General features: G+C 60.6%; 28 protein-coding genes and 1 riboswitch. Of the genes, 6 read left to right on the forward strand and 22 right to left on the reverse strand.

Annotation, left to right across the window (positions count from 1 at the left end; translation table 11 throughout):
* Positions 1–199: 199 nt before the first annotated feature.
* Complete coding sequence (gene folE, locus PG888_RS02505; RefSeq protein WP_075112573.1) at positions 200–856, reverse strand: GTP cyclohydrolase I FolE; 657 nt, start codon at positions 854–856, stop codon at positions 200–202.
* A 308-nt stretch (positions 857–1,164) separates the two neighbouring features.
* On the opposite strand from folE, the gene moeA reads away from it, so the two are divergent.
* Both moeA and moeB read left to right on the forward strand, forming a co-directional pair.
* Positions 1,165–2,391 carry a molybdopterin molybdotransferase MoeA gene (gene moeA / locus PG888_RS02510; protein ID WP_197970775.1) on the forward strand — a complete coding sequence of 409 codons (1,227 nt, stop codon included), beginning with the start codon at positions 1,165–1,167 and terminating at the stop codon, positions 2,389–2,391.
* Positions 2,388–3,143 carry a molybdopterin-synthase adenylyltransferase MoeB gene (gene moeB / locus PG888_RS02515; protein ID WP_182937872.1) on the forward strand — a complete coding sequence of 252 codons (756 nt, stop codon included), beginning with the start codon at positions 2,388–2,390 and terminating at the stop codon, positions 3,141–3,143. The genes moeA and moeB overlap by 4 nt, the downstream gene beginning before the upstream one ends.
* A gap of 66 nt (positions 3,144–3,209) precedes the next feature.
* On the opposite strand, the gene PG888_RS02520 is transcribed toward moeB, so the two are convergent.
* From PG888_RS02520 to moaA, 17 genes are all read right to left on the reverse strand, one after another.
* Positions 3,210–3,500, reverse strand: coding sequence for a Bor family protein (locus PG888_RS02520; RefSeq protein ID WP_182937873.1), 291 nt, complete (start codon positions 3,498–3,500; stop codon positions 3,210–3,212).
* A 184-nt stretch (positions 3,501–3,684) separates the two neighbouring features.
* Positions 3,685–4,461 carry an alpha/beta fold hydrolase gene (locus tag PG888_RS02525; RefSeq protein WP_182937874.1) on the reverse strand — a complete coding sequence of 259 codons (777 nt, stop codon included), beginning with the start codon at positions 4,459–4,461 and terminating at the stop codon, positions 3,685–3,687.
* Between the two features lie 91 nt (positions 4,462–4,552).
* Complete coding sequence (gene modC, locus PG888_RS02530) at positions 4,553–5,638, reverse strand: molybdenum ABC transporter ATP-binding protein (protein WP_182937875.1); 1,086 nt, start codon at positions 5,636–5,638, stop codon at positions 4,553–4,555.
* Positions 5,635–6,315, reverse strand: a complete 681-nt coding sequence (gene modB, locus PG888_RS02535) for a molybdate ABC transporter permease subunit (RefSeq protein WP_005361814.1) — start codon at positions 6,313–6,315, stop codon at positions 5,635–5,637. The genes modC and modB overlap by 4 nt, the downstream gene beginning before the upstream one ends.
* Before the next feature lie 111 nt (positions 6,316–6,426).
* Complete coding sequence (gene modA, locus PG888_RS02540; RefSeq protein ID WP_042655943.1) at positions 6,427–7,155, reverse strand: molybdate ABC transporter substrate-binding protein; 729 nt, start codon at positions 7,153–7,155, stop codon at positions 6,427–6,429.
* Between the two features lie 87 nt (positions 7,156–7,242).
* Complete coding sequence (gene moaE, locus PG888_RS02545) at positions 7,243–7,716, reverse strand: molybdopterin synthase catalytic subunit MoaE (protein WP_042655942.1); 474 nt, start codon at positions 7,714–7,716, stop codon at positions 7,243–7,245.
* A gap of 2 nt (positions 7,717–7,718) precedes the next feature.
* Positions 7,719–7,964: a molybdopterin synthase sulfur carrier subunit gene (gene moaD, locus PG888_RS02550; RefSeq protein WP_042655941.1), complete on the reverse strand. Its 246-nt coding sequence runs from the start codon at positions 7,962–7,964 to the stop codon at positions 7,719–7,721.
* Positions 7,961–8,485, reverse strand: coding sequence for a cyclic pyranopterin monophosphate synthase MoaC (gene moaC, locus PG888_RS02555; RefSeq protein ID WP_182937876.1), 525 nt, complete (start codon positions 8,483–8,485; stop codon positions 7,961–7,963). The genes moaD and moaC overlap by 4 nt, the downstream gene beginning before the upstream one ends.
* Before the next feature lie 9 nt (positions 8,486–8,494).
* On the reverse strand, positions 8,495–9,001 hold the full coding sequence (gene moaB, locus PG888_RS02560; RefSeq protein WP_075112564.1) for a molybdenum cofactor biosynthesis protein B: 507 nt from the start codon (positions 8,999–9,001) through the stop codon (positions 8,495–8,497).
* A 242-nt stretch (positions 9,002–9,243) separates the two neighbouring features.
* Positions 9,244–9,837 (reverse strand): cytochrome c3 family protein, encoded by a 594-nt coding sequence (locus tag PG888_RS02565; RefSeq protein ID WP_042058070.1) that lies wholly within the window; start codon positions 9,835–9,837, stop codon positions 9,244–9,246.
* An 11-nt stretch (positions 9,838–9,848) separates the two neighbouring features.
* Positions 9,849–10,304, reverse strand: coding sequence for a nitrate reductase cytochrome c-type subunit (locus PG888_RS02570; RefSeq protein WP_042058072.1), 456 nt, complete (start codon positions 10,302–10,304; stop codon positions 9,849–9,851).
* On the reverse strand, positions 10,304–11,179 hold the full coding sequence (napH, locus tag PG888_RS02575) for a quinol dehydrogenase ferredoxin subunit NapH (protein ID WP_182937877.1): 876 nt from the start codon (positions 11,177–11,179) through the stop codon (positions 10,304–10,306). Before napH ends, PG888_RS02570 begins: the two co-directional genes overlap by 1 nt.
* Positions 11,176–11,913, reverse strand: coding sequence for a ferredoxin-type protein NapG (gene napG / locus PG888_RS02580; protein ID WP_005353463.1), 738 nt, complete (start codon positions 11,911–11,913; stop codon positions 11,176–11,178). Before napG ends, napH begins: the two co-directional genes overlap by 4 nt.
* A 16-nt stretch (positions 11,914–11,929) precedes the next feature.
* Positions 11,930–14,419, reverse strand: coding sequence for a nitrate reductase catalytic subunit NapA (napA, locus tag PG888_RS02585; RefSeq protein WP_182937878.1), 2,490 nt, complete (start codon positions 14,417–14,419; stop codon positions 11,930–11,932).
* A 102-nt stretch (positions 14,420–14,521) separates the two neighbouring features.
* Positions 14,522–14,776, reverse strand: coding sequence for a chaperone NapD (locus tag PG888_RS02590; RefSeq protein ID WP_031227438.1), 255 nt, complete (start codon positions 14,774–14,776; stop codon positions 14,522–14,524).
* A 29-nt stretch (positions 14,777–14,805) separates the two neighbouring features.
* The gene (gene napF, locus PG888_RS02595) at positions 14,806–15,348 is read right to left on the reverse strand and encodes a ferredoxin-type protein NapF (RefSeq protein WP_182937879.1); all 543 of its coding nucleotides are present in this window, start codon (positions 15,346–15,348) and stop codon (positions 14,806–14,808) included.
* Between the two features lie 239 nt (positions 15,349–15,587).
* On the reverse strand, positions 15,588–16,583 hold the full coding sequence (moaA, locus tag PG888_RS02600) for a GTP 3',8-cyclase MoaA (protein ID WP_182937880.1): 996 nt from the start codon (positions 16,581–16,583) through the stop codon (positions 15,588–15,590).
* Positions 16,571–16,724, reverse strand: a riboswitch (molybdenum cofactor riboswitch). (Overlaps the previous gene by 13 nt.)
* A gap of 78 nt (positions 16,725–16,802) precedes the next feature.
* Between moaA and narQ the strand changes: the two genes are divergently transcribed.
* The 3 genes from narQ (at position 16,803) to PG888_RS02615 (ending at position 19,832) form a co-directional block, all read left to right on the forward strand.
* Positions 16,803–18,515: a nitrate/nitrite two-component system sensor histidine kinase NarQ gene (gene narQ, locus PG888_RS02605; protein ID WP_042655933.1), complete on the forward strand. Its 1,713-nt coding sequence runs from the start codon at positions 16,803–16,805 to the stop codon at positions 18,513–18,515.
* Complete coding sequence (gene narL / locus PG888_RS02610) at positions 18,515–19,153, forward strand: two-component system response regulator NarL (protein ID WP_058052140.1); 639 nt, start codon at positions 18,515–18,517, stop codon at positions 19,151–19,153. The genes narQ and narL overlap by 1 nt, the downstream gene beginning before the upstream one ends.
* A 103-nt stretch (positions 19,154–19,256) precedes the next feature.
* The gene (locus tag PG888_RS02615) at positions 19,257–19,832 is read left to right on the forward strand and encodes an LON peptidase substrate-binding domain-containing protein (protein WP_005334473.1); all 576 of its coding nucleotides are present in this window, start codon (positions 19,257–19,259) and stop codon (positions 19,830–19,832) included.
* A gap of 249 nt (positions 19,833–20,081) precedes the next feature.
* Here the strand turns inward: PG888_RS02615 and PG888_RS02620 are convergent, their stop codons facing one another.
* Both PG888_RS02620 and PG888_RS02625 read right to left on the reverse strand, forming a co-directional pair.
* On the reverse strand, positions 20,082–22,178 hold the full coding sequence (locus PG888_RS02620; protein WP_182937881.1) for a hybrid sensor histidine kinase/response regulator: 2,097 nt from the start codon (positions 22,176–22,178) through the stop codon (positions 20,082–20,084).
* A 31-nt stretch (positions 22,179–22,209) separates the two neighbouring features.
* On the reverse strand, positions 22,210–23,394 hold the full coding sequence (locus PG888_RS02625) for an FIST signal transduction protein (protein ID WP_182937882.1): 1,185 nt from the start codon (positions 23,392–23,394) through the stop codon (positions 22,210–22,212).
* A 113-nt stretch (positions 23,395–23,507) separates the two neighbouring features.
* Here PG888_RS02625 and PG888_RS02630 point away from each other — a divergent pair, with 113 nt between their 5' ends.
* Positions 23,508–24,422 carry a gluconeogenesis factor YvcK family protein gene (locus tag PG888_RS02630; protein ID WP_042058092.1) on the forward strand — a complete coding sequence of 305 codons (915 nt, stop codon included), beginning with the start codon at positions 23,508–23,510 and terminating at the stop codon, positions 24,420–24,422.
* Positions 24,423–24,461: 39 nt separating this feature from the next.
* Here the strand turns inward: PG888_RS02630 and PG888_RS02635 are convergent, their stop codons facing one another.
* Together PG888_RS02635 and PG888_RS02640 are read right to left on the reverse strand one after the other, a co-directional pair.
* Positions 24,462–24,797, reverse strand: a complete 336-nt coding sequence (locus PG888_RS02635) for an Hpt domain-containing protein (protein WP_042058094.1) — start codon at positions 24,795–24,797, stop codon at positions 24,462–24,464.
* A 292-nt stretch (positions 24,798–25,089) separates the two neighbouring features.
* Positions 25,090–25,899 (reverse strand): class II glutamine amidotransferase, encoded by an 810-nt coding sequence (locus PG888_RS02640; RefSeq protein ID WP_182937883.1) that lies wholly within the window; start codon positions 25,897–25,899, stop codon positions 25,090–25,092.
* Positions 25,900–26,032 lie beyond the last annotated feature (133 nt).

Below are 26,032 nucleotides of genomic sequence, written 5' to 3' on the forward strand. Positions count from 1 at the left end.
AAAGCGAGTTTTTTTTCGTGTTCGATTAAATATACCGCTCAGATGAATAAATCGAAGCTCGGCACAACGTTTGCGACATCTCCCCTTGATGGCCAAGCCGTTGCGGGCCGCTGCTCTCATCCACGGCCGATGAAAAACGCCAGCAATGACTGCTGGCGTCTCGTTTATTCAGCGTAGCGGTTACAAAATAACCGCCTTTTTATCCGCGCAGGCCACCGAGAAACTCGGCGCGGGTATCGGGCTGGGTCTTGAACACCCCACCGAGGGAGGTGGTAGTGGTGTAAGAAGTCGAATCCATCACCCCGCGTGCCTTGACGCAGTAGTGGGTCGCCCTGATGTTGATGGCCACGTCTTTGGTGCCAAGCAGGGTCTGCAGCGCCAGCAAGATCTGCTGGGTCAGCCGCTCCTGCACTTGGGGACGGCGGGCAAAGAACTGCACGATGCGGTTGATCTTCGACAGGCCAATCACCTTGCCGCGAGGGATATAGGCCACGTGGGCCAGCCCGTCGATGGTGACGAAGTGGTGTTCGCAGGTGCTGGTGAGGCTGATGTCCCGCACCATGATCATCTCGTCCACCTGCATCTTGTTCTCGATCACCGTCACCTTGGGGAAGGTGGAGTAATCGAGGCCGGAGAAGATCTCGTTGACGTACATCTTGGCGATACGGTGCGGCGTCTCGGCCAAGCTGTCATCGGCCAGATCCAGCCCCAGCGTCTCCATGATGGAACGCATATGGCCTTCGATCTTCTCCCGCTTCTGCTGGCTGTTCAGCTCGTTGGCGACCAGGGGGGTTTCCAGTCCCTGGGCTTCGAGGGCAGCCCTGACCAGCAAGGCTTCCGGACTTAAGGTTGTCATTATCTTCTCTCCCACGCTCAGGGACGGTGAGGGCCGCTCAAGGAGCAACCCCTTATGTTATAGCGGCGCACAGGGCCGACGGCATCGCTGTAATGGTAGCCACATGAGATGTGGTGGCCATCTGTTATGGCGGCATAGTAAACGGCCATTGCCGCCAAGATTCAAGTCAACTTGTGCGTCACCTCATACTTTATGACCATCTCACCCCGTTTCAGCGCCGATTACCTCGAGATTCCCTTGAGATAACCTGCCCATCCCCGGGGAATTTTGTGATAATCCCGCCTTCAATCATAAAAGAGGTCATGACGATGGGATTTGATACCAGCGGACTACTCCCCTTAAGCGATGCCCTGCAAGGGATGCTGGAACAACTCGCCTGCTGCTGCGCCAGCGAGCAGCTGCCCCTGCCAGAGGCCCTTGGCCGGGTACTTGCCAGCGATATCGCCTCCCCCCTCGCCGTGCCCCCCTTCGACAACTCCGCCATGGACGGTTACGCCGTGCGGTTGGCCGATCTCGCCACCGGCACCCCGCTCATCATGGCGGGCAAAGCCTTTGCCGGTCAGCCCTATCAGGGCGAATGGCCCGCAGGCCACTGCGTGCGGATCATGACTGGTGCTCCGGTCCCCCCAGGCACAGATGCGGTGGTTATGCAGGAAGAAACGCAGGCCGATGGCGATCGGATCACTTTTCTGGCGCAACCCGAACTGGGCCAGAATATCCGCCGCGCCGGCAGCGATATCGGCAAGGGGGCCTGCGTGCTGCCAGCCGGTACTCGCCTCACCCCAAGAGAGATGCCACTGCTGGCCTCCCTTGGCGTGGCCACCGTCGCAGTGCGCCGCCCACTGAAAGTGGCTATTTTCAGCACCGGTGACGAACTCAAACCGGTCGGTACCCCGCTTGCCCACGGCGATATCTATGACTCCAACCGTTACGGCGTGCGGGCCATGCTGGCACGCATGGGCTGCGACTGCCTCGACCTTGGCATCATCCCGGACGATCCGGCCCAACTGCGTGCCGCCTTTATCCGCGCCGATGAAGAGGCCGACGTGCTGATCACCACCGGCGGCGTCTCGGTGGGAGAAGCGGACTTCACCAAACAGCTGCTGGACGAGCTCGGCGAGATTGGCTTTTGGAAGCTAGCCATCAAGCCGGGCAAGCCGTTTGCCTTCGGCCGTCTGCCCCGCGCCTGGTTCTTCGGCCTGCCGGGCAACCCGGTCTCCGCCATGGTCACCTTCGATCAGCTGGTGCAGCCGGCGCTGGCCAAGCTGGCAGGCCAGCAGTTCGAGCGGCCGCTCCAGCTACAGGCCATTGCCGCCGAGCCACTCAAAAAGAGCCCCGGCCGACTCGACTTCCAGCGCGGCATTCTGAGTCAGGGACCGAACGGCCTCGAGGTGCGCAGCACCGGCTCGCAGGACTCCGCCGTGTTCAGCTCCCTGTCGCGAGCCAACTGCTACATCGTTCTTGAACTGGAACGGGGCCGCGTCGCCGCGGGCGAGACAGTGACCGTGGAGCCATTCGGGGGATTACTGCTGTGAGCGAGATCCTGAGCGACGCCGAACTGCTGCGCTACAACCGTCAGATCATCCTCAAATCCTTCGACTTCGAGGGACAGGAGGCGCTCAAGCAGGCCAGGGTGCTGGTGATCGGCGCCGGTGGCCTTGGCTGCGCCGCCAGCCAGTATCTGACGGTGGCCGGGGTTGGCCAGCTCACCCTGGTCGATTTCGACAAGGTGGAGCTCTCCAACCTGCAGCGTCAGGTGCTGCACAGCGATGAGCGCATCGGTCACTACAAGGTGGACTCTGCCGCCCAGTCGCTGCGTGCCCTCAATCCCTGGCTCAAGGTGGAGACCCACGCGGCCATAGCCGATGAGGCGCTGCTCGATACCCTGCTGCCCCAACATCAGCTGGTGCTCGATTGCACCGATAATCTGGCCATTCGCAACCAGCTCAACCAAAAGGCGCGCCAGCACAGGGTACCACTGGTCAGCGGCGCCGCCATCCGGCTGGAGGGCCAGCTCTGCAGCTTCACCTGGCAGGAAGATGAGCCCTGCTACGCCTGCCTCAGCGCCCTGTTTGGCGAGCAGGCCCTCACCTGTGTCGAGGCGGGGGTACTCGCCCCCGTGGTCGGGCTGGTGGGTAGCCTGCAGGCACTGGAAGCCATCAAGCTCTTGGCCGGCATGGGCAAAAGCTACAGTGGCCGCCTGCTGATGATCGACGGCCTCAGCGGCACCTTCCGCGAGATGAAGCTGCCCAAGCGCCCCGACTGCCCGGTCTGCTCCCATCCTTGAACCCGAATGATATCCACAAAAAAGCCGAACCCTGTGGTTCGGCTTTTTGCATCGAGCTTGCGCAGATTAACCGGCGCAGTAGACCCGAGCCTCGCGCGGGGTGTAGATTCCAAACGTAATCGCACCAAGCAGTCCATTGACGAAGGTGTGCTGGGCTTCAACCCGTACAACTTTGTCAGCACCATTGCACACGGTAGCAGCATCGATGTCTTTGCTCTGACCCAGACCAGAGATGAAGAAGTGATGAGTTACCTCTTTGGTCGGTGCAACCGCAGTACCCGGATGAACCGTGAAACCTTGCTGGGCACAACCAGCCATCATCAGCGCTACCGCTGCAGTCAATATCATTTTTTTCATTTTACTGTCCCTGACAACATTATTATTTCCCGTTCTAACCGGATGAAAAGAGGCGAGTTTTTTACAGTCAACACGGTGTAAACATCCCCCTCTTACACCACCCAAGTTAATGAGATTAATCAGCTACTGCAACATGGCAATTGTTTCAAAATGCGACGAGTCCAGATCATGGCAAAGCTCAGTTTTAATGGGTGGTCAATATCCGGTGAAGCAAATGATTAAATCCGGAAGGATCTTCCGCTGGCCAGGCGTGGTGGCCATTGGGGGTATGGATGGTGGCGTTGGGCAGGGCGGCAAACTGCTCCACCCGTTTGGCGAGCGGCAGGTAGTCGTGACTGGTGGAGATGATGGCCACCGGCTGCCAGATGGTGCCAAGCCGGGCGCGTACCGACCAGCCGGGGAGCGCCTCCAGTAGCGCTTTGTAAACCTTCTTTTTATTGCGCACGAAACGCAACCTGAAGGTGTGGCGCACCTGCGCCAGATCCGGGCCCGGGAAGAGCTCGCGTCCCAGCCACCATGCGAGCGGGCGCATGCCAAACCAGCGCAGCCACTTGAGGCGCTGGGCGTAACGCTCCTGCTCTTTGGGTGTTTCCAGCAGAAACTCGCTAACACCGTTGACCAGCACCAGCCCCTGTACCTTGTGGGGCAGTTGCAGCGCCAGCTCCAGCGCCACCATGGCCCCCAGTGACAATCCCACCACCCAGGCGGGCTCTGGCTGTGCATCGAGCCAGCTCACCACATCGGCTGCCAGGGTTGAGACGTCGAACGGCCCCTCCTGCATACTCTGGCCGTGGCCGCGCAGATCCAGCGCCACCACCCGGTAGTGTTCGGAAAACCGTTCGATCTGCGCCTGCCAGTCGAGGCTGGAGGAGCCCAGCCCGTGCAGCAGCAACAGCAAGGGGCCCTCCCCCGCACTGCGCAGGGCAAGACCATTGAATTTCATCACCTGATTGCGGCGCATCAGTGTATTGCCTCTCGACTCATCACCTGAACCATCTCTTGTTGCTATGTTGCCCGTGGCCATCCTGCCACGTTATCAGCACGGCGCCCAATCAGCCTTCGCTGACCAGACTAACCGCCTTGATATAAGCGTAGATCTGCTGCTGCGGCGCCAGCGCCAGCCGCCTGGCTGAGCGGCTGGTGATCCGGGCCAGCAGTATCTGCTCACCCAGAGCCAACTGCAACAGGGTCTGGCCGGGGCGCACCTCGCGCACCGCCAGCAGACGGGTGACGAGACAGTTGGAGAGACTGGAGTGCTCGATGGGGGCGGTGGCGATCACCACATCGCGCCCCGCCACCTTGATCTGCAAGGGGCCACTCTCGTCCGGCACATGGGTCATGGTGACCCGCAGTCGCTGCTCGCCGAGCTGCAGGGTCGCCATCTGTTCGTCGTCATCGTAGTGAGCCAAGGTCGCATCCAGCATCACCCCGGCATCGTCACGGCTGGCGAGCGAGAGATCGGTACGGGCGAAGATCTCGCTCGGCTGGCCTTGCGCCTCTACCCTGCCACTTTCCAGCAACACCAGCTGATCGCAGAGCAGGCTCACCTCCTCCATGGCGTGGCTGACGAAGATCATGGGAATGCCGCTCTCCTGCTGCAAGCCTTTGAGCACATGGGCCTGATGGATGCGGCTGCGCCGATCCAGCGCCGAAAAAGGCTCATCGAGCAGCAGCAGATCAGGCTCGGCCAGCAGCGCCCGCCCCAGCGCCACTCGCTGGCGTTGACCGCCAGATAGGGCATGGGCAGGCTGCCCCAGCAGATCGGCAAAGCCAAGCCGCGCCGCCAGCGCCTCGGGTTGCCAGCGCCCTCGCCCCTTGCGGGCCGCCAGTTGCAGATTGCCGAGCACCGTCAGATGGGGAAAGAGGCGCGCGTCCTGAAACACCAGCCCGATCCGGCGCGCTTCGGGCAGCAGAGCGGCGCACTCCCTATCGCGCCACAGCAAGCGATCCCCGCTTTGGCGATCGAGCCCGGCGATGATGCGCAGCAGGGTGCTCTTGCCGCAGCCGGAGGGACCAAACAGGCCGAGGATCCCCCCCAGCTCGAGGGTCAGTGCGCAATCGAGGGTAAAGGGGCCAAACTCGCGCCGAGCATTGATGCTCAGGGCGTTGTCTTGCGGAATAGTGGCTGCTTGGTTCATCCAAACACTCTCCGCTGTCTGCGCTGCAGCACCCCGTAGACCAGCACCAGCATCACCAGCGAGAAGGCCATCAGGCCGCCCGCCAGAATATGTGCGTTCTGGTAATCCATCGCCTCCACATGATCAAACAGGGCGATGGAGAGCACCTGGGTTTCGCCGGGGATATTGCCGCCAATCATCAGCACCACGCCAAACTCTCCCAATGTATGGGCAAAGCCGAGGGCCGCCGCCATCACGAAGCTGGGCAGGGTCATCGGCAAGATGATGTGGAAGAAGCGCTCCAGCGGGCCGAGCCCCAGGGTAGCAGCTGCCTCCAGCTCCTTGTTGCCCATATTGACGAAAGCGGAGGTGAGCGGCTGCACCACGAACGGCAGCGAATAGAGGATGGAGGCAAACAGCAGGCCGAGAAAGCTGAAGGCAAGGGGGGCGCCAAAGGTGTCGCGCCACCAGGCACCGAAACCATATTCGGGCGAGAAGGCGAGTAGCAGGTAAAACCCCAGCACAGTGGGGGGCAGCACCAGCGGCAGCGCCACCAGCGCCTCCACCAGCGGCCGCAGTCGGTTCTGACTGCGCGACAGCCACCAGGCCAGCGGCGGCGCCAGCAACAGCAAAATCGCGGTGGTACAGGCCGCGAGCTTCAGGGTGAGCCAGACCGCCAGCAGATCCCCTTCACTCATTGCCGACCTCCCGGTTGATAAATGCCCCCAACGGCATGGTCTCCATCCTCATTGCAAAGAGTGGCCGACCCGAAGGCCGACCACTCAGGGTATCGCATCCGGCCCATCCCCTTATTGGGGCAGGGCATAACCCGCAGCCTTGATCTGTGCCTGACCCGGCCCCTTGAGCCAGGCGACCAGCGCCTCGACCGCAGCACCTTTCTTCAATACCAGCCCCTGCTGCTCGATGGGGGGATAGAAGTCAGCCGGTACCGCCCAGGCTTCGCCGGTCTTGCCCGCTTCCACCAGATTGGCCCAGGCGACGAAGCCCAGTTCGGCATTGCCGGTGTCGACAAATTGCCAGGTCTGGCCGATGTTGGCGCCAGTCAGCAACCGGTACTGCTTGGGATCGATCTTGAGATGGGTGAGGGTCGCCATGGCGGCAGCACCATAGGGTGCAGTGCGGGCATTGGCGATGGCGAGGTTGCCTTTCCAGCTGCGCAGAGTCGCCTCGTCAGGGGTTGGGCCCCCTTTCTTCCACAGCCCCAGCTGGCCGATGGCGTAGGTGAAGCGATCGCTCCCCTTGCCCTCTTTTTCCAGCTTCTCGGGGGTCGCCACATCGGCGGAGAGGAAGAGATCAAACGGTGCGCCGTGACTGATCTGGGTGTAGAGCACTCCGGTGGCGGCAGACGAGATGGCCAGGGTATGGCCGGTCTTGGCGGTAAACTCCTTGCCGATACGCTCGATAGTGCCCTTGAAGTTGGCGGCCACGGCCACCTTCACTTCATCGGCCTGCACGGCACCGGTATGCAAGGTGGCGGCGCAAATGCCGGCGATCACAACAGATAACAGCGGTTTCATTCCCTTTCTCCTGATGGGGCCCGCACATCCGCGCCCCGAAACGGGGCCGTGGTTCCCGTTGAACCTGCGCCCCTCGTGATGAACAGGTCAGGCTTGCCAGCGGGCGGCGGCGGCGTTGTCGCTCTCCTTGGCCTCGACCCAGCGTTGCACACCCTCGGCGGTCAGCTCTTTTTTCCAGAACGGCGCCCGGGTTTTCAAGAAATCCATGATGAAGTGACAGGCATCAAAGGCCGCGTCGCGGTGGGCACTGCTCACCGCCACCAGCACGATCTGATCGCCAAGCCACAGCTCGCCGATGCGGTGGATCAGGGTGCACTCCTGCAGCGGCCAGCGGCGACGGGCCTCTTGCACAATATCGGCCAGCGCCTTCTCGGTCATGCCGGGGTAGTGTTCGAGGGCCAACCCCTTCACCTCCTCCCCCTGATTGAAGTCGCGCACCTTGCCAACGAAAGTGACAATGGCGCCACTGTCAGCGCGGGTGGCGAGGCGGGCATATTCGTCCGCCAGCGAGAAATCGGCCCGCTGCACCAGAATGCGATCTGTGATGGTTGCGTCGCTCATCGTCAGCCTCCGGTCACCGGCGGGAAAAAGGCCACTTCATCGCCATCATTGAGGGGCGTGTCGAGGGGTACCAGGGTCTGGTTGACCGCCACCAGCAGTTTGCCAGCCTCCAGCGCCAGCGCCCACTTGTCGCCGCGCTCACAGAGCGCCGCACGCAGTTGTTCGGCGGTGGCATAGTCACACGGCAGACTCAGCTCGTCGCAAGCCACCAGCTCTCTTACTTGCGCAAAAAACAGTACCTTGATCATGCTTGCTCCCCGCTATTTGACCCCAACTGAAAATGGCCGGACTTGCCGCCCCTCTTCTCGACCAGTCGCACCTGCTCGATCACCATGTCCTTTTGCACCGCCTTGCACATGTCGTAGATGGTCAGCGCTGCTACCGATGCCGCCGTCAGCGCCTCCATCTCCACCCCTGTCTTGCCGGAGAGTTTGCAGAGAGTGCGGATATGCACCTTGTGCTGCTCGGGCAGCGGCACTATCTCCACCTCGACTTTGGTCAATGCCAGTGGATGGCAGAGGGGGATAAGATCGGAGGTCTTCTTGGCTGCCATGATGCCGGCGATGCGGGCGGTGGCGAACACGTCACCCTTGTGATGCTGGCCGCTCAGGATCAGCGCCAGCGTCTCGGGGGCCATGGCAACAAACGCCTCGGCACGGGCTTCGCGCTCGGTCACCTGCTTGTCGGTCACATCCACCATATGGGCTTCGCCGCTCTGGTTAAGATGCGTCAGGTTGGGCTGGGTCTGCTTGGGATCGGTCTGGTTCATCGTTTGCTCTCAGAGGTGGGAGACAAAGTTGCACGGCTTGGTGCGGGCATCGAGCTGATCGCGGATCAGTTGCTCCCAACCCAGCTGGCAGGCACCGGTGGAGCCCGGCAGGCAGCAGATCAGGGTGCGATTGGCGAGTCCCGCCAGGGCACGGCTCTGCATGGCGGAGCCTTTAATCTCGGCAAAAGAGAGCTGACGGAACATCTCGCCAAAGCCCTGTACGGTGCGCTCGAACAGCACGCCGACCGCTTCCGGCACCCGGTTCTGCTCGTTGAAGCCGGTGCCGCCGTTAATCAGCACCACCTGCACCCCCTCATCGGCGATCCACTCGCTCACCCGCGCCCGGATGCGAAACAGGTTATCCGGGCAGAGCGCCCGATCGGCCAGCTGATGGCCCGCGTCGGTAAGGGCCGAGACCAGATAGTCGCCCGAGCTGTCATCGGCGGCGGTGCGGCTGTCGGAGACCGTCAGCACGGCGATCTTGAGGGGAATAAATGCGTTGTTTTTCTGTCCCATCGGGCAGCTCCTTGTGGCTATGGGCCGTCAACGAGGCAGGAAGAGAAGGGGTATGAGAGGCCGGCTGTCAGGGCGCAAAAACTGACGCAGACAGGAGTGACCAACTTGCTCAAGCGTGTGACGGCGGGCTGATTCTATCAAAGGTTTCACGAGATATGGGATTTAAAAGACACACAAATCTGATGCTTGTCCCAGATATGAACAAAACGCAGGCCGGGAAAACCCGGCCTGTCGTTGCAGGATCAGAACCCTTTCACCCCGGTCATGTCGGGCAGCTGGTGAGCAATCCCCTTGTGACAGTCGATGCAGGTGCCCTGCCCCTCCTTGCCGAGGTTAGCCGAGTGCATCTTGGCGGCACGCTGCCCCTGCAGGGAGAAGTCCATGTACTCGAAGTTGTGGCAGTTGCGGCACTCGCGCGAATCGGTCTCTTTCATTCGTTGCCACTCCCGCTCCGCCATCTCGCGCCGGTGCGACTCGAACTTCTCGCGGGTATCCACCTTGCCGGTGATCATGCCCCACAGCTCCTTGGAAGCCTGCACCTTGCGGATGATCTTGTAGGTCCACTCATGCGGCACGTGGCAATCCGGGCAGCTGGCCCGCACGCCGGAGCGGTTGGCGTAGTGGATGGTGTCGCGGTACTCCTCGAACACGTTGTCCTTCATCTCGTGACAGCTGGTGCAGAAGGCCTCGGTGTTGGACGCTTCCATGGCGGTGTTGAAGCCACCCCAGAAAATCACGCCACCGAAGAAGCCCATCAGCAGCAGCACCCAGAGGGCCGCCTTCGACGGAGACTTGAAGGTGGTCCACAGACGCTGGATAAAGCCGGGTAATTTCATCGATAGGCTCCTCAGTTCAGCGCTTCAACCGGTTTAAAGGTATTTTCCACCAGCGGCTTGGCATCCGCTTGCGGCACATGGCACTGCAGACAGAAGTAGCGACGCGGCGACACTTCACCCAGGGTCATGCCGTCGCGGGTCTCGAAGTGGGTCGGGCTGATCTTGGGGGCCTTCATGGCGCTGGCATTCTTGAAGCTATGGCAGGCCAGGCACTTGTTGACCTTGGTATCCACCTCGTAGTTGCGAATGTCGTGGGGGATCAGCGGCGGCTGATGCATGTACTGACGATCATAGGGCGCGCCATCCTTGCGGAAATTTTTCAGCGGCGCAGCGGTGTCTTCGGTCACCAGATCGGTGGCGCCACGCTCGGACTTGAGGCCACCGGTACTGTTGGTGATCTCGGGGGCCGCAGCCATCAAGGATCCCGCCATCAGGCAGGCCAGCATTGCTCCAATCAGCTTTTTCATTATTTGTTCTCCGACGTTTTTTCTGCCTTGACGGCAAAACCTACAGTGATTTCAAAAACTTGTTCCGCGCAGACATCGATGCAGCGGCCACAGTTGGTACACTCCTGAGCCGCAATCAAGGGCCCGTGACCGCGCTTGGCACCGTGAACAGGCCCACGCAGGATGGGACGCTCCGGGCAGACCGCATAACAATCCATGCAGTTGTTGCACCGCTCGCGCCCCTTGGCAGAAATCTTGATAAACCCGACCCGGTTGACCAGGGCATAGAAGGCCCCCACCGGACAGAGATGCCCGCACCAGCCCCGCTCAACCACGAACAGATCGAACAGGAACAGCGCCACCAGCAGGGCCCAGCCCGCCCCCATGCCAAACAGCAGACCGCGCATGGCGAGCGACACCGGATTGACCAGCTCCCACGCCATCACCCCGACCACCGCAGGCACCACCAGCACCATGGCCAGTAGCCAATAGCGGGTCGCACGGCTGAACTGGCCATTGCCCTTGAGGCCAAGGCGCCCCCTGAGCCAGGCCGCCGCATCCGTGATGAGGTTGACCGGACAGACCCAGGAGCAGAACACCCGCCCTCCGACCAGCCAGTAACCGACCAGCACCACTGCCGCCCCCAGCCAGAGGGTGGTGATGGGCCAGTGGCCCGCCGCCAGCGACTGCAACAGCGTGAGGGGATCGGTCAGCGGCACTGTATCCAGCAACAGCGAACTGGAGAGGTTGCCCTTGAGGATCCAGATGCCCGCCAGCGGCCCCAGCAAAAACAGCCCGAGTACGCTGAATTGGCTGAGGCGACGCAGCAGCAGGAAGCGGTGGGAACGCCACCACCCCAGCTTGATGCGAGCCTCTTCCCCCGGATAACGACTCATAACCCCTCCGGTTTGCGGGTGGGCAGGGTGAGCCTGTCGCCGATGAGCGACTTGTTCCCCGCCTTGGCCTTCTCTTCCCAACCAAGCCGGTAGTGATGACCCAGCTCACCTTTGGCGAGCTGGCGTGGCACCACCTTGATGGCCGCTTCCTCCAACACGCAGGCATGCTCGCACTTGCCGCAACCGGTACAGACATCGCTGTGTACCGTGGGCAGGAACATGGCATGCTTGCCGGTGCGCTGGTTGTGCTGCAACTCCAGGGTGATCGCCTTGTCAATCAGCGGGCAGACCCGATAACAGACATCGCAGCGCAGACCCAGATAGTTGAGGCAGGTCTCGTGATCGATGAGCACTGCCACTCCCATGCGGGCCTGATCGATGTCAGTCATCTGCTGATCCAGCGCCCCGCTCGGGCAGGCCACCACGCAAGGGATGTCATCACACATCTCACAGGGCACGGCACGCGCCTTGAAATAAGGGGTGCCGGTGGTCACAGGGTCAAACAGCCGGGCGAGCTTGAGGGTGTCGTAGGGGCATGCCTCGACGCAAAGTCCGCAACGCACGCAGGCGCCGAGAAACTCTGTTTCATCGAGAGCGGCGGGCGGACGCAGCGCCTGGGCAGGCACCGCTTGTGCCTGCTGGCGGGCCACGCCACCGAGCCCTACGCCAAGCAGGCCCACACCGCAGGCCCCCTTGGCCATGTCGGCCAGAAACTGGCGACGACTACGACTCATCTCGTGCTCCCCCGCCTTAAGCCTTCATCACCTTGACGGCGCACTTCTTGTAATCGGTCTCTTTCGAGAGCGGATCGGTGGCGTCCAGGGTCAGCTTGTTGACCAACTGGCTCGCATCGAAGAAGGGCATAAAGACCAGACCTTTGGGCGGTTTATTGCGACCACGGGTCTCGACACGGGTCTTCACCTCGCCACGGCGGGAAGAGACGATCACCTCTTCACCACGACGCACGCCGCGGGCCTTGGCATCGTCCGGGTGCATAAACAGCACCGCATCCGGGAAGGCGCGATAGAGCTCGGGCACCCGACGGGTCATGGTGCCGGTGTGCCAGTGTTCCAACACGCGACCGGTGGAGAGCCACAGATCGTACTCTTTATCCGGTGACTCGGCGGCGGGCTCGAACGGCAGGGCGAAGATGACCGCCTTGCCATCGGGTTTGCCATAAAAACGTACCCCCTCGCCCGCTTTCACATAGGGGTCAAACCCTTCGCGATAGCGCCACAGGGTCTCCTTGCCATCTACTACCGGCCAGCGCAGACCGCGCGCTTCGTGATACTGATCGAACGGCGCCAGATCGTGACCGTGACCGCGACCGAAGGTGGCATACTCCTCGAACAACCCCTTCTGGACGTAGAAACCGAAGTGCTCGGCTTCGTCGTTCAGCAGCCCCTTGCTCTGCTCTTTCGGGAACTGGTTGACCTGACCGTTGGCATAGAGCACGTCGAACAGGGTTTTGCCCTTCACTTCCGGCATTTTGGCAATCAGTTCAGCCGGCCACACTTCCTCGACCTTGAAGCGCGTGGAGAACTCCATCAGCTGCCACAAGTCGGACTTGGCCCCTTCCGGCGCTTTCACCTGCTGGTGCCAGAACTGGGTGCGGCGCTCGGCGTTGCCATAGGCTCCCTCTTTCTCCACCCACATGGCTGTGGGCAGGATGAGATCAGCGGCCTGGGCAGTGACGGTCGGGTACGGATCGGAGACCACGATGAAGTTGCGCGGGTCGCGATAGCCAGGCAGGCGATCGGTATTCATGTTGGGGCCGGCCTGCATGTTGTTGTTGCACATCACCCAGTAGGCGTTGAGCTTGCCATCTTTGAGCATGCGGTCTTGCAGCACAGCGTGGAAACCCACCTTGTCAGGAATGGTCCCCTCCGGCAGTTTCCAGATCTGCTCGGCGATAGCGCGGTGCTTGGGCTCGGTCACCACCATGTCGGCAGGCAGACGGTGGGCAAAGGTACCCACTTCACGCGCGGTGCCACAGGCAGAGGGCTGACCGGTCAGTGAGAAAGGACCATTACCCGGCTCGGAGATCTTGCCGGTCAGCAAGTGGATGTTGTAGCAGAGGTTGTTGGCCCAGACACCGCGAGTATGCTGGTTGAAGCCCATGGTCCAGTAAGAGACCACCTTCTTGCCCGGATCGGCATAGAGCTTGGCCAGCTTTTCCAGCTTCTCTTTGGAGACACCGGAGAGCTTGGAGACCGACTCCACATCGTAATCCGCCACGAACTTGGCAAACTCCTCGAAGGTCATCGGAGTGGCATCGCCGCTGTCCGGGTTCTTCGCTTTCTGCTGCAGCGGATCGGTCGGGCGCAGGCCGTAACCGATGTCGGTGGCCCCCTTCTTGAACACTGTGTGCTTGTTGACGAAGTCCCAGTTCACCTTGTCATTCTGGATGATGTAGTTGGCGACATAGTTGAGGATCGCCAGATCGGTCTGCGGGGTGAACACCATGCCGTTGTCCGCCAGCTCGAAGCTGCGGTGCTCGAAGGTCGAGAGCACGTGCACCTGCACATCCGGGTTGGAGAGGCGGCGATCAGACATCCGCGACCAGAGGATGGGGTGCATCTCGGCCATATTGGAGCCCCACAGCACGAACGCATCGGCCTGCTCGATATCGTCGTAGCAGCCCATCGGTTCGTCCATGCCGAAGGTACGCATGAAGCCGACGACCGCAGAGGCCATACAGTGCCGGGCGTTGGGGTCAATGTTGTTGGAGCGGAAACCGGCCTTCATCAGCTTGGCGGCGGCATAGCCTTCCCAGACGGTCCACTGGCCGGAGCCGAACATGCCGACGGCGGTCGGCCCCTTCTCTTTCAGAGTTTCCTTGAACTTATCGGCCATGATGTCGAACGCCTGATCCCAGCTGATGGGGGCGAAGTCGCCATCCTTGTCGAACTGGCCGTTCTTCATCCGCAGCATCGGCTGGGTCAGGCGATCCTGGCCGTACATGATCTTGGAGAGGAAGTAACCCTTGATGCAGTTGAGGCCACGGTTGACCGGCGCATCGGGGTCGCCCTGAGTCGCCACGACCCGACCATCCTGAGAGCCCACCAGCACGGAGCAGCCGGTACCGCAGAAGCGGCAGGGAGCCTTATCCCAATGGATGGCAGTCTTGTCGGTACTGGTGATGAGATTGGCTGCCAGCGTGGGGGCACTGACACCGGCCACGGCAGCGGCAGCTGCCACCGCGTTGGCCTTCATAAAGTCGCGTCGACTCAGCTTCATGGCATATCCTCACATTGCTTATCGCGTAATAGTTGTCGAATCTGTCGAACGGGAGCCAACCATCAGCGGCAGAGGGCACGCCCGGCATCCCATCACTCTTTTTCAGTGACCGCCCAGTTCATCGAACTGGTGGTAAATCAGGGCGGCAGAGAGCACGCCCGGCATCGCCTGTATCGCATCAATGGCCGCCATGATCGGCCTCTGGCTCGGACCTTCCAGGGTCACGACCAGCTTGCCCTCGTCACTGACGGCGTGGATCTCGGCCCCTTCAAGGGCACCAATCTGCTCGGCGAGCTGATGGCGCAAGGGGGGCTGGGTCAGCACCACCAGACTCGATACATGGAACTCCTGATCCATAGTGGCTTCTGTGTCACACGGTTTCTGACTCATTCTGACTCCTGCTTGAGGGTGGGCTGGCTCGCACCACCGGATGATGCGACTCGCCCGTCGACCTTGATGCTGCCAACCGGACAATCCTGCACGCAAGCGCCGCAGCCGTTACAACGATCCGGCTCCACCGTCGGGGTGGGCACGCGCCCCAGCACCGGAATAAAACGAATTGCATTGGGCTCGCAGCTGTCCTGACAACGCTGGCAGAACACCTGACCATTGGCCAGACAGTTGGCCTCGATATGGGCCTTGTAGTGCCAGGGGGACTCGCTGGTCGGGCGAAACAGCGGCGCCTTGCAGACCGTGACGCACTCGGTGCAGAAGGTGCACTCGCCACGCTGGAAATCGACCACCGGAAAACCGCCCTCGCCATTCACCAGGATCTGCTCAGGGCAGGCGGCCAGACAGTCGCCGCAGCGGGTGCAGTCGGCGACAAATGCCGACCAGTTGACTGACCAGGGCAACTGCACCGGCGGTTCGGCAGTTCTCAACCGCCCCCGGAACAGGCCGCGGCGGGCAAGATCGATCTCATCCGGCATATTGACTCCTGTTCTGGTGAAGAAGGGGACAGTGCGAGTCCATGATTGGCATTCTTGATACCAATTATAAGAGTGGGTGTATATTGCGGCCCTGACAAGGTCAGGGATATACCACCAGGGAGATAAACAGGGGGGATTCTTGCGCCAGATCAAAGCCTTGCAGCGCAATAAAAATGGAGGTATCGGTTAAAATACCTCCATGTGAGGATTGCTATTTAATCGTTGGCGATTTTTTGCGGTTATCCGCCGATCGAGGCGAGATGAGGGGTGATGCCGGCATTGCCCTCATGGAGACGATGGGTGGCACTCTTGCCCGTCAGCGCGGCACGAATGCGCTGTTGCAGCTCATCGGACTGTGCATCTGCGCCGAGCAGATCCCGCAGCTCGATGCCGTTGTCGCCAAACAGGCACAGATGCAGCTTCCCCAGCGAGGAGACCCGCAGCCGGTTGCAACCGGCACAGAAATCCTTGCTGTAGGGCATGATGAGACCCACGCCACCCTGCGAATCGGGGTGCATAAAGACCTGCGCCGGGCCGTCATCCTTGCCCCGCAACTGCTGCACCCAGCCGCTCTCCAGCAAACGCTGCTTGATCTGCTCGCCACTGACATGGTGGTCACGAAACAAGGTATCCATCTCGCCGGTCTGCATCAGCTCGATAAAGCGCAGCTCGATGGGCTTGTGCCTGATCCAGCCCAGAAAGGCATCGAGCTGGTAGTCGTTGAGCCCCTTGAGCAGCACCGCATTGATCTTCACCGATTTGAAACCGGCGGCCAGTGCCGCTTCGATCCCCTCCATCACCTCGGCCAGCTTGTTTTCACCGGTGATCTGGTGGAACTGGCGCGGGTCGAGACTGTCGACACTGACATTCAGTGCGTTGAGTCCGGCATCAAACCACTCCTGGGCCCGCTCCTTGAGGCGATAGCCGTTGGTGGTCATGGCGACCTTCTCGATACCCGGGGTGGTGGCAATCACCTTGACGATCTCGGTGAAATCGCGGCGCAGGGAGGGCTCGCCCCCCGTGATACGCACCTTGCGGGTGCCCATGGCGGCAAAACCGCTGACCACGCGGCGGATCTCGTCAATCGAGAGAAAGGGCTGACGCCCCGCTTTGTGACCTTCGGGGGGGCGATAACCATCTGGCAGGCAATAGGTGCAACGGAAATTGCACACATCGGTCACTGACAGACGCAAATAGTAAAAACGACGGGAAAAACCATCTTCAAGTGGCAACATAAACACCTTTCCAAATACGGGAGGCCAGGGCATTTCTTTCCTGACCCTTACAGCTCGACGATTGTGTTCAACTGTCGGCTGACGGCTGGTTTCCCCCTATCGCTAGGACGTAGGCAAAACCGCTCGGAGTTCATCTAGTTTTTCGATGCTAACACAAGTTGGAGTACACTCCCACGCATCTTGCGGGGTCCTTATCACTATCCAGAGGTGCGCATCAGTATGGGAAAACGGCTCAGGGTCCATTCGGTCAGCAGCGCCATTGGCCGCGCCATGGTGTTGATCCTCTTCATGGCCAGCCTGATAGCGCTGGTGGCCATGGTCACCCTCTTCTACTCGGTACCCGATGCCAAGGCGATCAACCTCTCCGGTTCGCTGCGGATGCAGGCCTACCGGATGGCCTACGAAATCGAGCGGGGCGACAGCGTGCTGGGGCGCCTCTCCCAGTTTGAAGAGACCCTGCACGCCGAAGAGCTGCAGGAGACCCAGCGCTGGATCACGCCCGCCTCCCTGCGTCGCACCTATGGCGAGGTGCTCGGCCAGTGGCAGGTGATGCGCCAGCACATCGAGGATCGCACTCCCAGACGGTACACCGATAACACCGAGCAGTTTGTGGCAGCCATCGACAATTTCGTCAATCAGATGCAGTACCACGTGGAATTCAAGGTGCGGATGCTGGCGCTGGCGGAGGGGCTCGGCCTGCTGGCCATTATCACCATCGCCTGGTTCACGGTGCGCTTCACTCGCCAGCAGGTGGTCGCCCCCCTCAACCAGCTGGTCTATTGTGCCCGCCAGATCCAGCGGCAAGACTTCGACCTCCAGTTGCCCGCCCACGGCGAAAATGAGCTGGGGGAGCTGTCGCGCGCCTTTGTCACCATGGCCGACGAATTGGGCAAGCTCTATCGGGAGCTGGAGAACAAGGTGGAGGAGAAAACCGCCAAGCTGCAGCAGGCCAACGACACCCTCTCGTTTCTCTATTCGACCGCCCAGAAGCTGCACGCCGCCCCGCTCAGCACTCGCACCCTCATCAAATTGCTGGACCGCGCCGCCGCCCACCAGCATATCGACCACATCCGGCTGACCCGCTTCGAGCACAACGCCATGCCGGTCTATATCTCGGGACGCACCGGCTGGCCCGGCGATCTCGATGCGGTCGCCAGCTTCTATCTGCAGATGGATGAGCAGGAGTTTGGCCGACTCGACATCATCAGCCAGCACCCCATCGACGAGCGGTTGATCAAGAACTTCACCATGCTGCTGGCCCAGGTGCTGCACAAAGACCAGACTCTGCTGCAACAGCAGCGGCTGCTGCTGATGGAAGAGCGGGCGGTGATCGCCCGGGAACTGCACGACTCGCTGGCGCAGGCCCTCTCCTACCTCAAGATCCAGTCCACCCTGCTCAAGCGTTCCTACGCCAAGGGGCAACAGGAGAAAGCGCAGGAGGCGATGCAGCAGATCGACGAAGGGCTCAGCAATGCCTATACCCAGCTGCGCGAACTGCTCGGCACCTTCCGTCTCACCATTGGCGATGCCAATCTGGGGGAAGCAATCCGGGTGATGCTCGATCAGCTGCAACCCCAGACCAAGGCCGAAATCCGGTTCCATTACGGGCTGGCCGACAACGACCTGGAGGCGGGCCAGCATATCCACATTCTGCAACTGATCCGTGAGGCGGTGCTCAATGCCATCAAACATGCCAACGCGCAAGTGATTGATGTTAGCTGTGAGACCCTCGCCAGTGGTAACATCGAGGTTCAGATTTCAGATGACGGGGTCGGGATCGGACTCGCCAGCTCGGCGATCAACCATTACGGTTTGAGCATCATGAACGAGCGCGCCAGCAAACTGCATGGTCTGCTGACCATCAACGAGCAGCAACCACAAGGCACCCGCGTGCATCTGACCTTTCCCACCAGCCTAACGAGAGACGCCTGATGGACGAGATGAAATACACTGTTCTGGTCGTAGATGACCATCCCCTCATGCGCAAAGGGATTGTGCAGTTGCTGGCTCTGGAAGAGAACATGGAGGTGACCGGTGAAGCCTCCAACGGCACAGATGCCGTAGCACTGGCCAAAGAGGCCGAGCCGGATCTGATCCTGCTCGACCTCAATATGAAAGGGCTCTCCGGCCTCGATACCCTCAAGGCACTGCGGGCCGAGGAGATCACCTCCCGGGTGGTGATCCTCACCGTCTCCGATGCGCGCCAGGATGTGGTGGCTCTGCTCAAGGCCGGTGCCGATGGCTACCTGCTCAAGGATACCGAGCCTGATCTGCTGCTGGCCCAGCTGGCAGATGTAATGACCGGCAAACAGATCCTGAGCGAACCGCTGCGCCCCTATCTCGAAAACATCTACGAGCTGGATCACCTGCAGCAGAAGCTGGAAAGCTTAACGCGTCGCGAAATGCAAATCCTGCGCGAAATTGCAAAAGGCCTCTCCAACAAACAGGTCGCCTCGGTACTCCATATCTCCGAGGGAACGGTCAAGGTTCACGTGAAGAGCCTGCTGAAGAAACTCGAGGCGCAAAGCCGCGTGGAAGCGGCTGTCATGTATCTGGAGCAGCGCAACTAAGCGCCCTCTTCCTGCCGAAAAGCCACCATCCGGTGGCTTTTTTCATTCTCTGGCACAGTCGCTGCATTGTCCTATTCAGCAACTACTCAATGGAGGATGGAACATGAAACTACAACCTTTGGCACTGTTCCCCTTGCCTTCCCACATACTGCCGGGCGGCAAGCTTCCTCTGCGTCTGTTCGAGCCACGCCACCTGCAGATGCTCAAGGAGTCGTTCATCAACGATCAGGGCTTTGGCATCGTGATGGAAGAGTCCACCACCTCGGGACAATCCGGCCGCATTCTGCCGGTGGGCACCCGGGTCAAGGTGACCGACTTCTACACCCTTAATGATGGCCTGCTGGGGGTGACGGTGCTGGGACTGGAGCGCTTCTGCATCCACGAGATGGAAACAGATGAGATGGGGCTGCGCCGGGCCAAGGTGGAGATGCTGCCGAACTGGCCGAGCACCCACTCCGATTTCAACGACAAGCTGCTGGTCAATCGTCTGCGGGAAGTGTTCGAGCAGTATCCGGAGCTTGATGAGCTCTATCCGGACAAGCGCTTTGAAGATGCCGCCTGGCTCTGCCAGCGCTGGCTCGAGATATTGCCGATGCCGATTTATGAAAAGCAGATGTTGATTGCCAAACAAAACAGCGAAGCAGCCCGTAAATTCCTGCATCGCCTGATTTCACAATGACAGACACAGCGTTGCAAATTGCAATTATTCCAATAATGAAAATATGAAATTCGCATTTTGCAATTAACAAAAACAACAACAAAGCATTACAAACGAGAGCCGATGCGCTAAACGGCCAAAATTGAACACGAAAGAGTCCCAAAAAAGTTGGCACAGATTTTTCATATAGATTGATACAACCCGATTTATCCCGTGCTCTCTTCAGTATTTGCTGAAGAACTGGTCAACCCACAAAGTTGACCATTTTTTTTATCCGCGCGTCGGCAACCGCTGACCAAAGTGACGCTGCAAACACTCTCTCAGCCGTGACAAGGTGATGGGCTTGGCGAGGAAATCATCCATCCCCTGCGCCAGACAGCACGCCTTGTCCTCCGCCATCGCATTGGCCGTCAGGGCGACGATAGGCATGGTGCATCCCAGCTCCCGCAACCGTCGGGTCGCTTCCAGCCCGTCCATCAGAGGCATCCGCATATCCATCAGGATCAGATCCGGGAGCTGCTCATCCACCTGCGCCAGCGCCTCCAGACCATTGGCGGCCAGCCGCACCTTGCCTACCAGCTTTTGCAGCATCAGCGACACCACCAGCTGGTTGACCGGACTATCCTCCACCACCAGCACATCCAGCGGCAGCAACGTAGCAACGCTCTCTTCCCGCTGTGGTTGACAATGGCAAGGCAGCGCCATATCCGATAGCTCGAACCAGAAGCAGCTTCCCTTGCCCGGCTCGCTCTTCAGGTGGATCTCCCCCCCCATCAGGGCGACCAGACGCTTGCTGATGGCAAGGCCAAGGCCGGTTCCGGAAAAACGCCGGGTGGCCGAGTTATCAACCTGGGAGAAGGGTTCAAACAGCCGCGCCTGATCCGCGTCGGCGATCCCGATCCCGGTGTCGGAGACCGAGATCCGCAACTTCTCATCCTGCCAGCCAAGGTGCAGTGTGACCTGCCCCTGCTCGGTAAATTTGAGGGCGTTGTCCAGCAGATTGCCCATCACCTGCGACAGACGCATCGGGTCCCCCTGCAACTCTAGAGGGACGGACTCATCAACCCGATAAACCAGCGCAATCCCCTTGGCGGTGGCACGGGCCTGCAGCGGCTCGACCAGGGATTGGCAAAGCTGGACTGGCTGCAAGGTCTCGCAGTGAAACACCAGGGTTTGCGACTCGATTTTCGAAAAATCGAGCACGTCATCGATGATGGTTTGCAGCAATCTGGCCGAGTGGGTGGCATGGCGCAGCAGGCTCTGTTGCTCCGGCGCCAGCTCGGCATGCTGCACCAGATCGAGCATCCCCAGCACCGCATTCATGGGCGAGCGGATCTCGTGGGTCATCATGGCCAGAAACTGGGACTTGGCACGGTTGGCCGCTTCGGCCTCATCCCGTGCCCGCGCCAGCTCCTCTTCACGGCGAATTTGGGAGCTGATATCCCGGGCAGTGCCGCGATAGCCGGTAAAGAGACCTTCATGGTCGAAACAGGGCTCGGCGCTCACCTCCATCCAGCAGGGGCCATCAAGCAGCGCCACCTGCATCCGCACCCCTCGCACCGGCTGGCGCTGTTCCAGCAACCGCAGGTATTGCTGCGCCTCGCAGCTCTGCTTGTTGCAGACATAGTCATAGAGGGTCGGCCGGATCGCCTGCGGGGTCAGCTCATCCAGATAACCCGGTTCGGAGGCATAACTGAGGCGATGCTCGGCATCGGTCTCCCAGAACCAGTCGGAGGCCATGGCGGCGAAGCTGCGAAAACGGCGTTCGCTGGCCTGCAACGCCTCGGTCTTCACCGCCACCTGCTCCTGCAAGCGGGCGCGATAGGTGATGTTGACCAGCGCCTGGGCGATGAGTGGGCGGCAGCGCTCCATGGCCGCCTTGCTGGTGAGATCGAACGTTCCCGCCCGGGCGTGGCGGCAGATGAGGGTGGCGGTAAAACCGGGGGCCTGCAGCCCGGTCAGCATCACGCTGGCCCAGCCCGGCTCGTTCGCCAGTGGCGCCAGCTCGGGCAGTTGGGAGGGATCGTAAATCACCAGGGTTTCACCGGCGATGGCGCGGGCAAAGGCCGGGGTCATGTGCCAGCTGCGGGCAGCGCGCATCGGCTCGGTACTGAGGTGGGTACTCCCCCGCTCCCCTTCCCAGGCCACCACATCCGCGTGCTCAAAGCCGATAAAGGGTTTGAGCACCTGGATAAGGCTCTCCAGTACCTGCTCCAGCGTCTTGGCATCGGCGAGGGTGGCAACCCCGCCCAGCAGGGTCTGGGACTCGTGACGATACCTGGCCTCGCGCTCGCGGCAACGCATAAGATCGACCAGGGTGGTCTGCAATTTGTCGCCGAGGGCTTCCAGTTCACTGCTGCCAATCATCTTGTTGCCTGCTCTGTTATGTTCTGCCGACTCAGCGGGTCAGAAAAATCACGCTCGATACCATCAGGTTACCGTGAGCCAGCTCGCCATTGGGCAGCCGCCCCTGCTCGCCGAAGGTAAAGGGGGTGATAAACGGGATCTTGCCGAGACGAGCCTGGCTCTGCTCGACAAATTGGCACAACATATCACCTAGCGCCAAACGGCAACCAGCACAAAAGATGATGAGGGCGCCGATCGGCTGCCATTCCACATCGACTCCATAGCCCGGCTCAATGCGCATGGCATTGAGGCTGCGCTGCAACAACCCCTCCTGACTGCTGTACATCAGCAGCAGGCGCTCCCCCTGCACTACATCGGTAAAGAGCCGCAGCCCGCCCTGTTCGGTCACCGCCTCGGGATGGGATAGCTTGTAGTAGGGAATGCCATCCAGCGATCCCACCTGACGGGCCAGCGGGGTGAGCGTGGTCTCCCGCAAAATCGCCCCCACCGGCCAGGACTGCTCGCGTCCACACCAGCGGGCATAAACCTCGGCGGCGGGCTGGTGATCGATGGTGAACACCTCTCGCCCGTCGCAGGCGGTGATCTCGCCACTGAATTCGGCAGGGACATACCCAGAATGAAACTGAAAGGCCAGCTGGCAATCGGGATAGAGCACCGCCAACGCGATGCCATCCTGACTCACCGCCTCATCCCAGCAGAGTTGCCACTCGCCGCTGACGCTGTTGTCTGCCGCGGATCCACCAACCACTGGCACCGAGGCACCGAGCTCGGCCTCGATACCGGCCAGCAGCCCCTCCTCCTTGCCGGGACTGGCGTGAAACAGGATCAGCTGGGGCAACTCGCCCGGTCGACCGCAATCGCTCATGGCGCTACGCAGCAACTGCCGCACATCCACCCCGTCACCGCTGGCACCGGCCACCCCGAAGGCCCCTTTCTCGTCATAAAAAGCTGCCACCGCCACTCCGAACCCCTCTATGGCGTGGTGTCCCATCTCGGTCATGACGCCGCCGCAGGAGCTGCACCCAAGCAGACGGGTGGTCGGGAACTGGCGTTTGAGCGCGTCGCGCAGTATCGCCCCGTCATGAGCTTGGGTAAAATAGAGCAGCAGCAGGGAGGGCGCCTGATCGGCATGGTGGCGCAGCTGCGTGCAGATCTCTTGGGCCGCCAGCGATGAATTCCGGGCGAGGGAGTGAACGGTCAGAAATTTCAACACCATCTCCTTGTTTTATCGGATAGCAGTCGCAAGCAAAAATCATACCCTTATCAAACAATTATCTCGCTTCACTTGCTAACATAGCGGTCAACTGAGACCAATGACAGGATGCCCACATGTGGCAAAAAAACATCAATGACTTCGATCGGGTCGTTGCCATCGGTGGTGGCCACGGCATGGGTCGCGTACTCTCGTCCCTCTCGTTCCTCGGTCAACGGCTCACCGGCATCGTCACCACCACAGATGATGGTGGCTCGACCGGACGCTTACGCAAGAGTCAGGAGTGCATCGCCTGGGGCGATCTGCGCAACTGCCTGAACCAGCTGGTGACCGATCCCAGTATCGGCAGCCTGTTGTTCGAATACCGCTTCGCCGGCAAAGGCGAGCTGGCGGGCCACAACCTTGGCAACCTGATGCTGCTGGCGCTCGATAATCTCTGTGTCCGTCCTCTTGATGCTATCAAGCTGATCAGTGACATGCTCAAAATCGAGTCACAATTGCTACCCATGTCTGAATTTCCCACCGACCTCTGCGCCCATATGGAGTGTGGCACCCAGATCCTGGGAGAAGTCTCCATCGATCAACTGGCCACGCCGCCCCTCTCCCTCGGCCTGATGCCGGAGGTGCAAGCAACCCGGGAAGCGGTGCTGGCACTGCAGCAGGCGGACATGATCATTCTGGGGCCAGGCAGTTTTCTCACCTCCATCATGCCGCCACTGCTGCTGGCCGAGATTGCCCAGGCCATCAACGAGAGCAGCGCCATGCTGGTCTTTGTCTGCAATCTGGTGGCGGAAAACGGCCCTGCCAGCCAGCTGGATCTGATGAGTCAGTGTCGCTGGCTGGAGTCCCGGGTCGGTCAGGGTCGGCTGGATGCCATCCTGGCCCCCCGGGGCGCGGGTGATGCGGGAGCCTGGCAGGGTCGGTTGATCGACGCCGATCTGGGTGAGCTCGAATTGCCCCATCGGCACGATCGGTTGAAGCTGAAACTGGCGCTGGACCGGATCATCCAGCACCTGCTCAACCAGCGTTAGGCAACGGCCACGGCGGCCCGGCATCCCTGCATGGCGCCGCTACTGATAATCGGACAGAAACGCCAGCACTTGGGGCAAGGAGGCCTCCAGCAGTTGCAACTGGCGCTCTGCCTCGGCCACATCCGCCTGCTTGCAGGCCATCTCCAGCGCCATCACCTGCTGATAGCTCGGCATGGCGCCGTAGCTGCCACAGGATGATTTCATGCTGTGCGCCACTCGGGCCAGCGCCTCCCACTCTCCCTGCTCATAGAGGGGCCTGAGCTGACTCAGCTGCTCTCCCACCTCTTCAATAAATACTGCGATGACCACGGGCAGCATATCCTGACCAATATCCTCTGCCAGCTGCTGCAACACCTTGCGATCCACCCACTCCATGCGAGGCTCCTCCAGAACGGTATTCAAACAGACCATACTATAGATAGTTTTCGATGTCGTGGCTCACGGCCAGACAGTGATGACCCATCCGACTGGATAGCTCGGGGAATGAAGTGGAAAAAAAATGTGATCGGTATCGAAATAGCGATGCAGAAATGCCCGTCAAGACAACAACTTCATTGCCAAATATTAACAATTGCTCAACACTCAATTCCGTCAGAGTGATGATGCTCAGCAACACCTCTCATCCCTTTTGCCTTTTATGGCTGCTGCGAAGAACCAGGGTAGGAATCTACCCTGGTATTTTTTTATCTCGCTCAGGCACGACCTGATTGGTCGCCACCCGCTCCCCCATGCGAAACAGATTGAATTCGCCGGGTGCCATCCTGACCCAGTTCTCATTGCCGGTCAGCGGACGGGTGGTGATCAGGGTCACCACATCGTTGGGGGTGGTCTCGCTTTGAAAGTCGATCACCACCTCCTCATCCAGCAGGCTCGCCTCGCCAAAGGGCGCGCAGCGGGTCAGCCAGTGCAGGTTGTTGCTGCAGTAGCTCATCACATACTCCCCGTCCGAGAGCAGCATGTTGAATACTCCCAGCCCTCTGAGCTCATCACACAAGGTGGCCATATAGCGAAACATGGCGGGAAAGTTGGCAGGACGCTTGGGATATTTTTGCTCCAGCCGATCGAGCAACCAGCAGAAGGCGTGCTCACTGTCGGTATCCCCCACCGGACGGTGACGGCCGGTTGGCAGCTTCTTGTAGCCGGTCAGCTGACCGTTGTGGGCGAAGGTCCAGTAACGGCCCCACAGCTCACGGGTAAAGGGGTGGGTATTTTCCAGTGACACGCAGCCACGGTTGGCCTGCCGAATGTGGCTGACCACGGCGCAGCTCTTGATGGGCAGCGCCTGTACCAGTCTGGCGATGGGAGATTGGGCGCTGGGCTCGGGATCCTTGAAGGTGCGAAAGCCCTTCCCCTCGTAAAAGGTGATCCCCCAGCCATCCTTGTGGGGCCCTGTCTTGCCGCCGCGCAGCATCAACCCGGTAAAGCTGAAGCAGATATCGGTCGGCACATTGGCACTCATGCCGAGCAGTTCGCACATATCCGGCAGACTCCTTTCATGATTTGGCTTGTGTCATGTTCGACCAGCACGCTGGTTCGACAGAGCGCAGGGGAAGGCGCAATCCCTTCCCCTGTGACTGGCAACAACCGGCCGATGGCGAACCATGCTACCT

This window comes from Aeromonas sp. QDB23, from assembly GCF_027707745.1.
In the GTDB taxonomy this organism is placed as follows: domain Bacteria; phylum Pseudomonadota; class Gammaproteobacteria; order Enterobacterales; family Aeromonadaceae; genus Aeromonas; species Aeromonas allosaccharophila.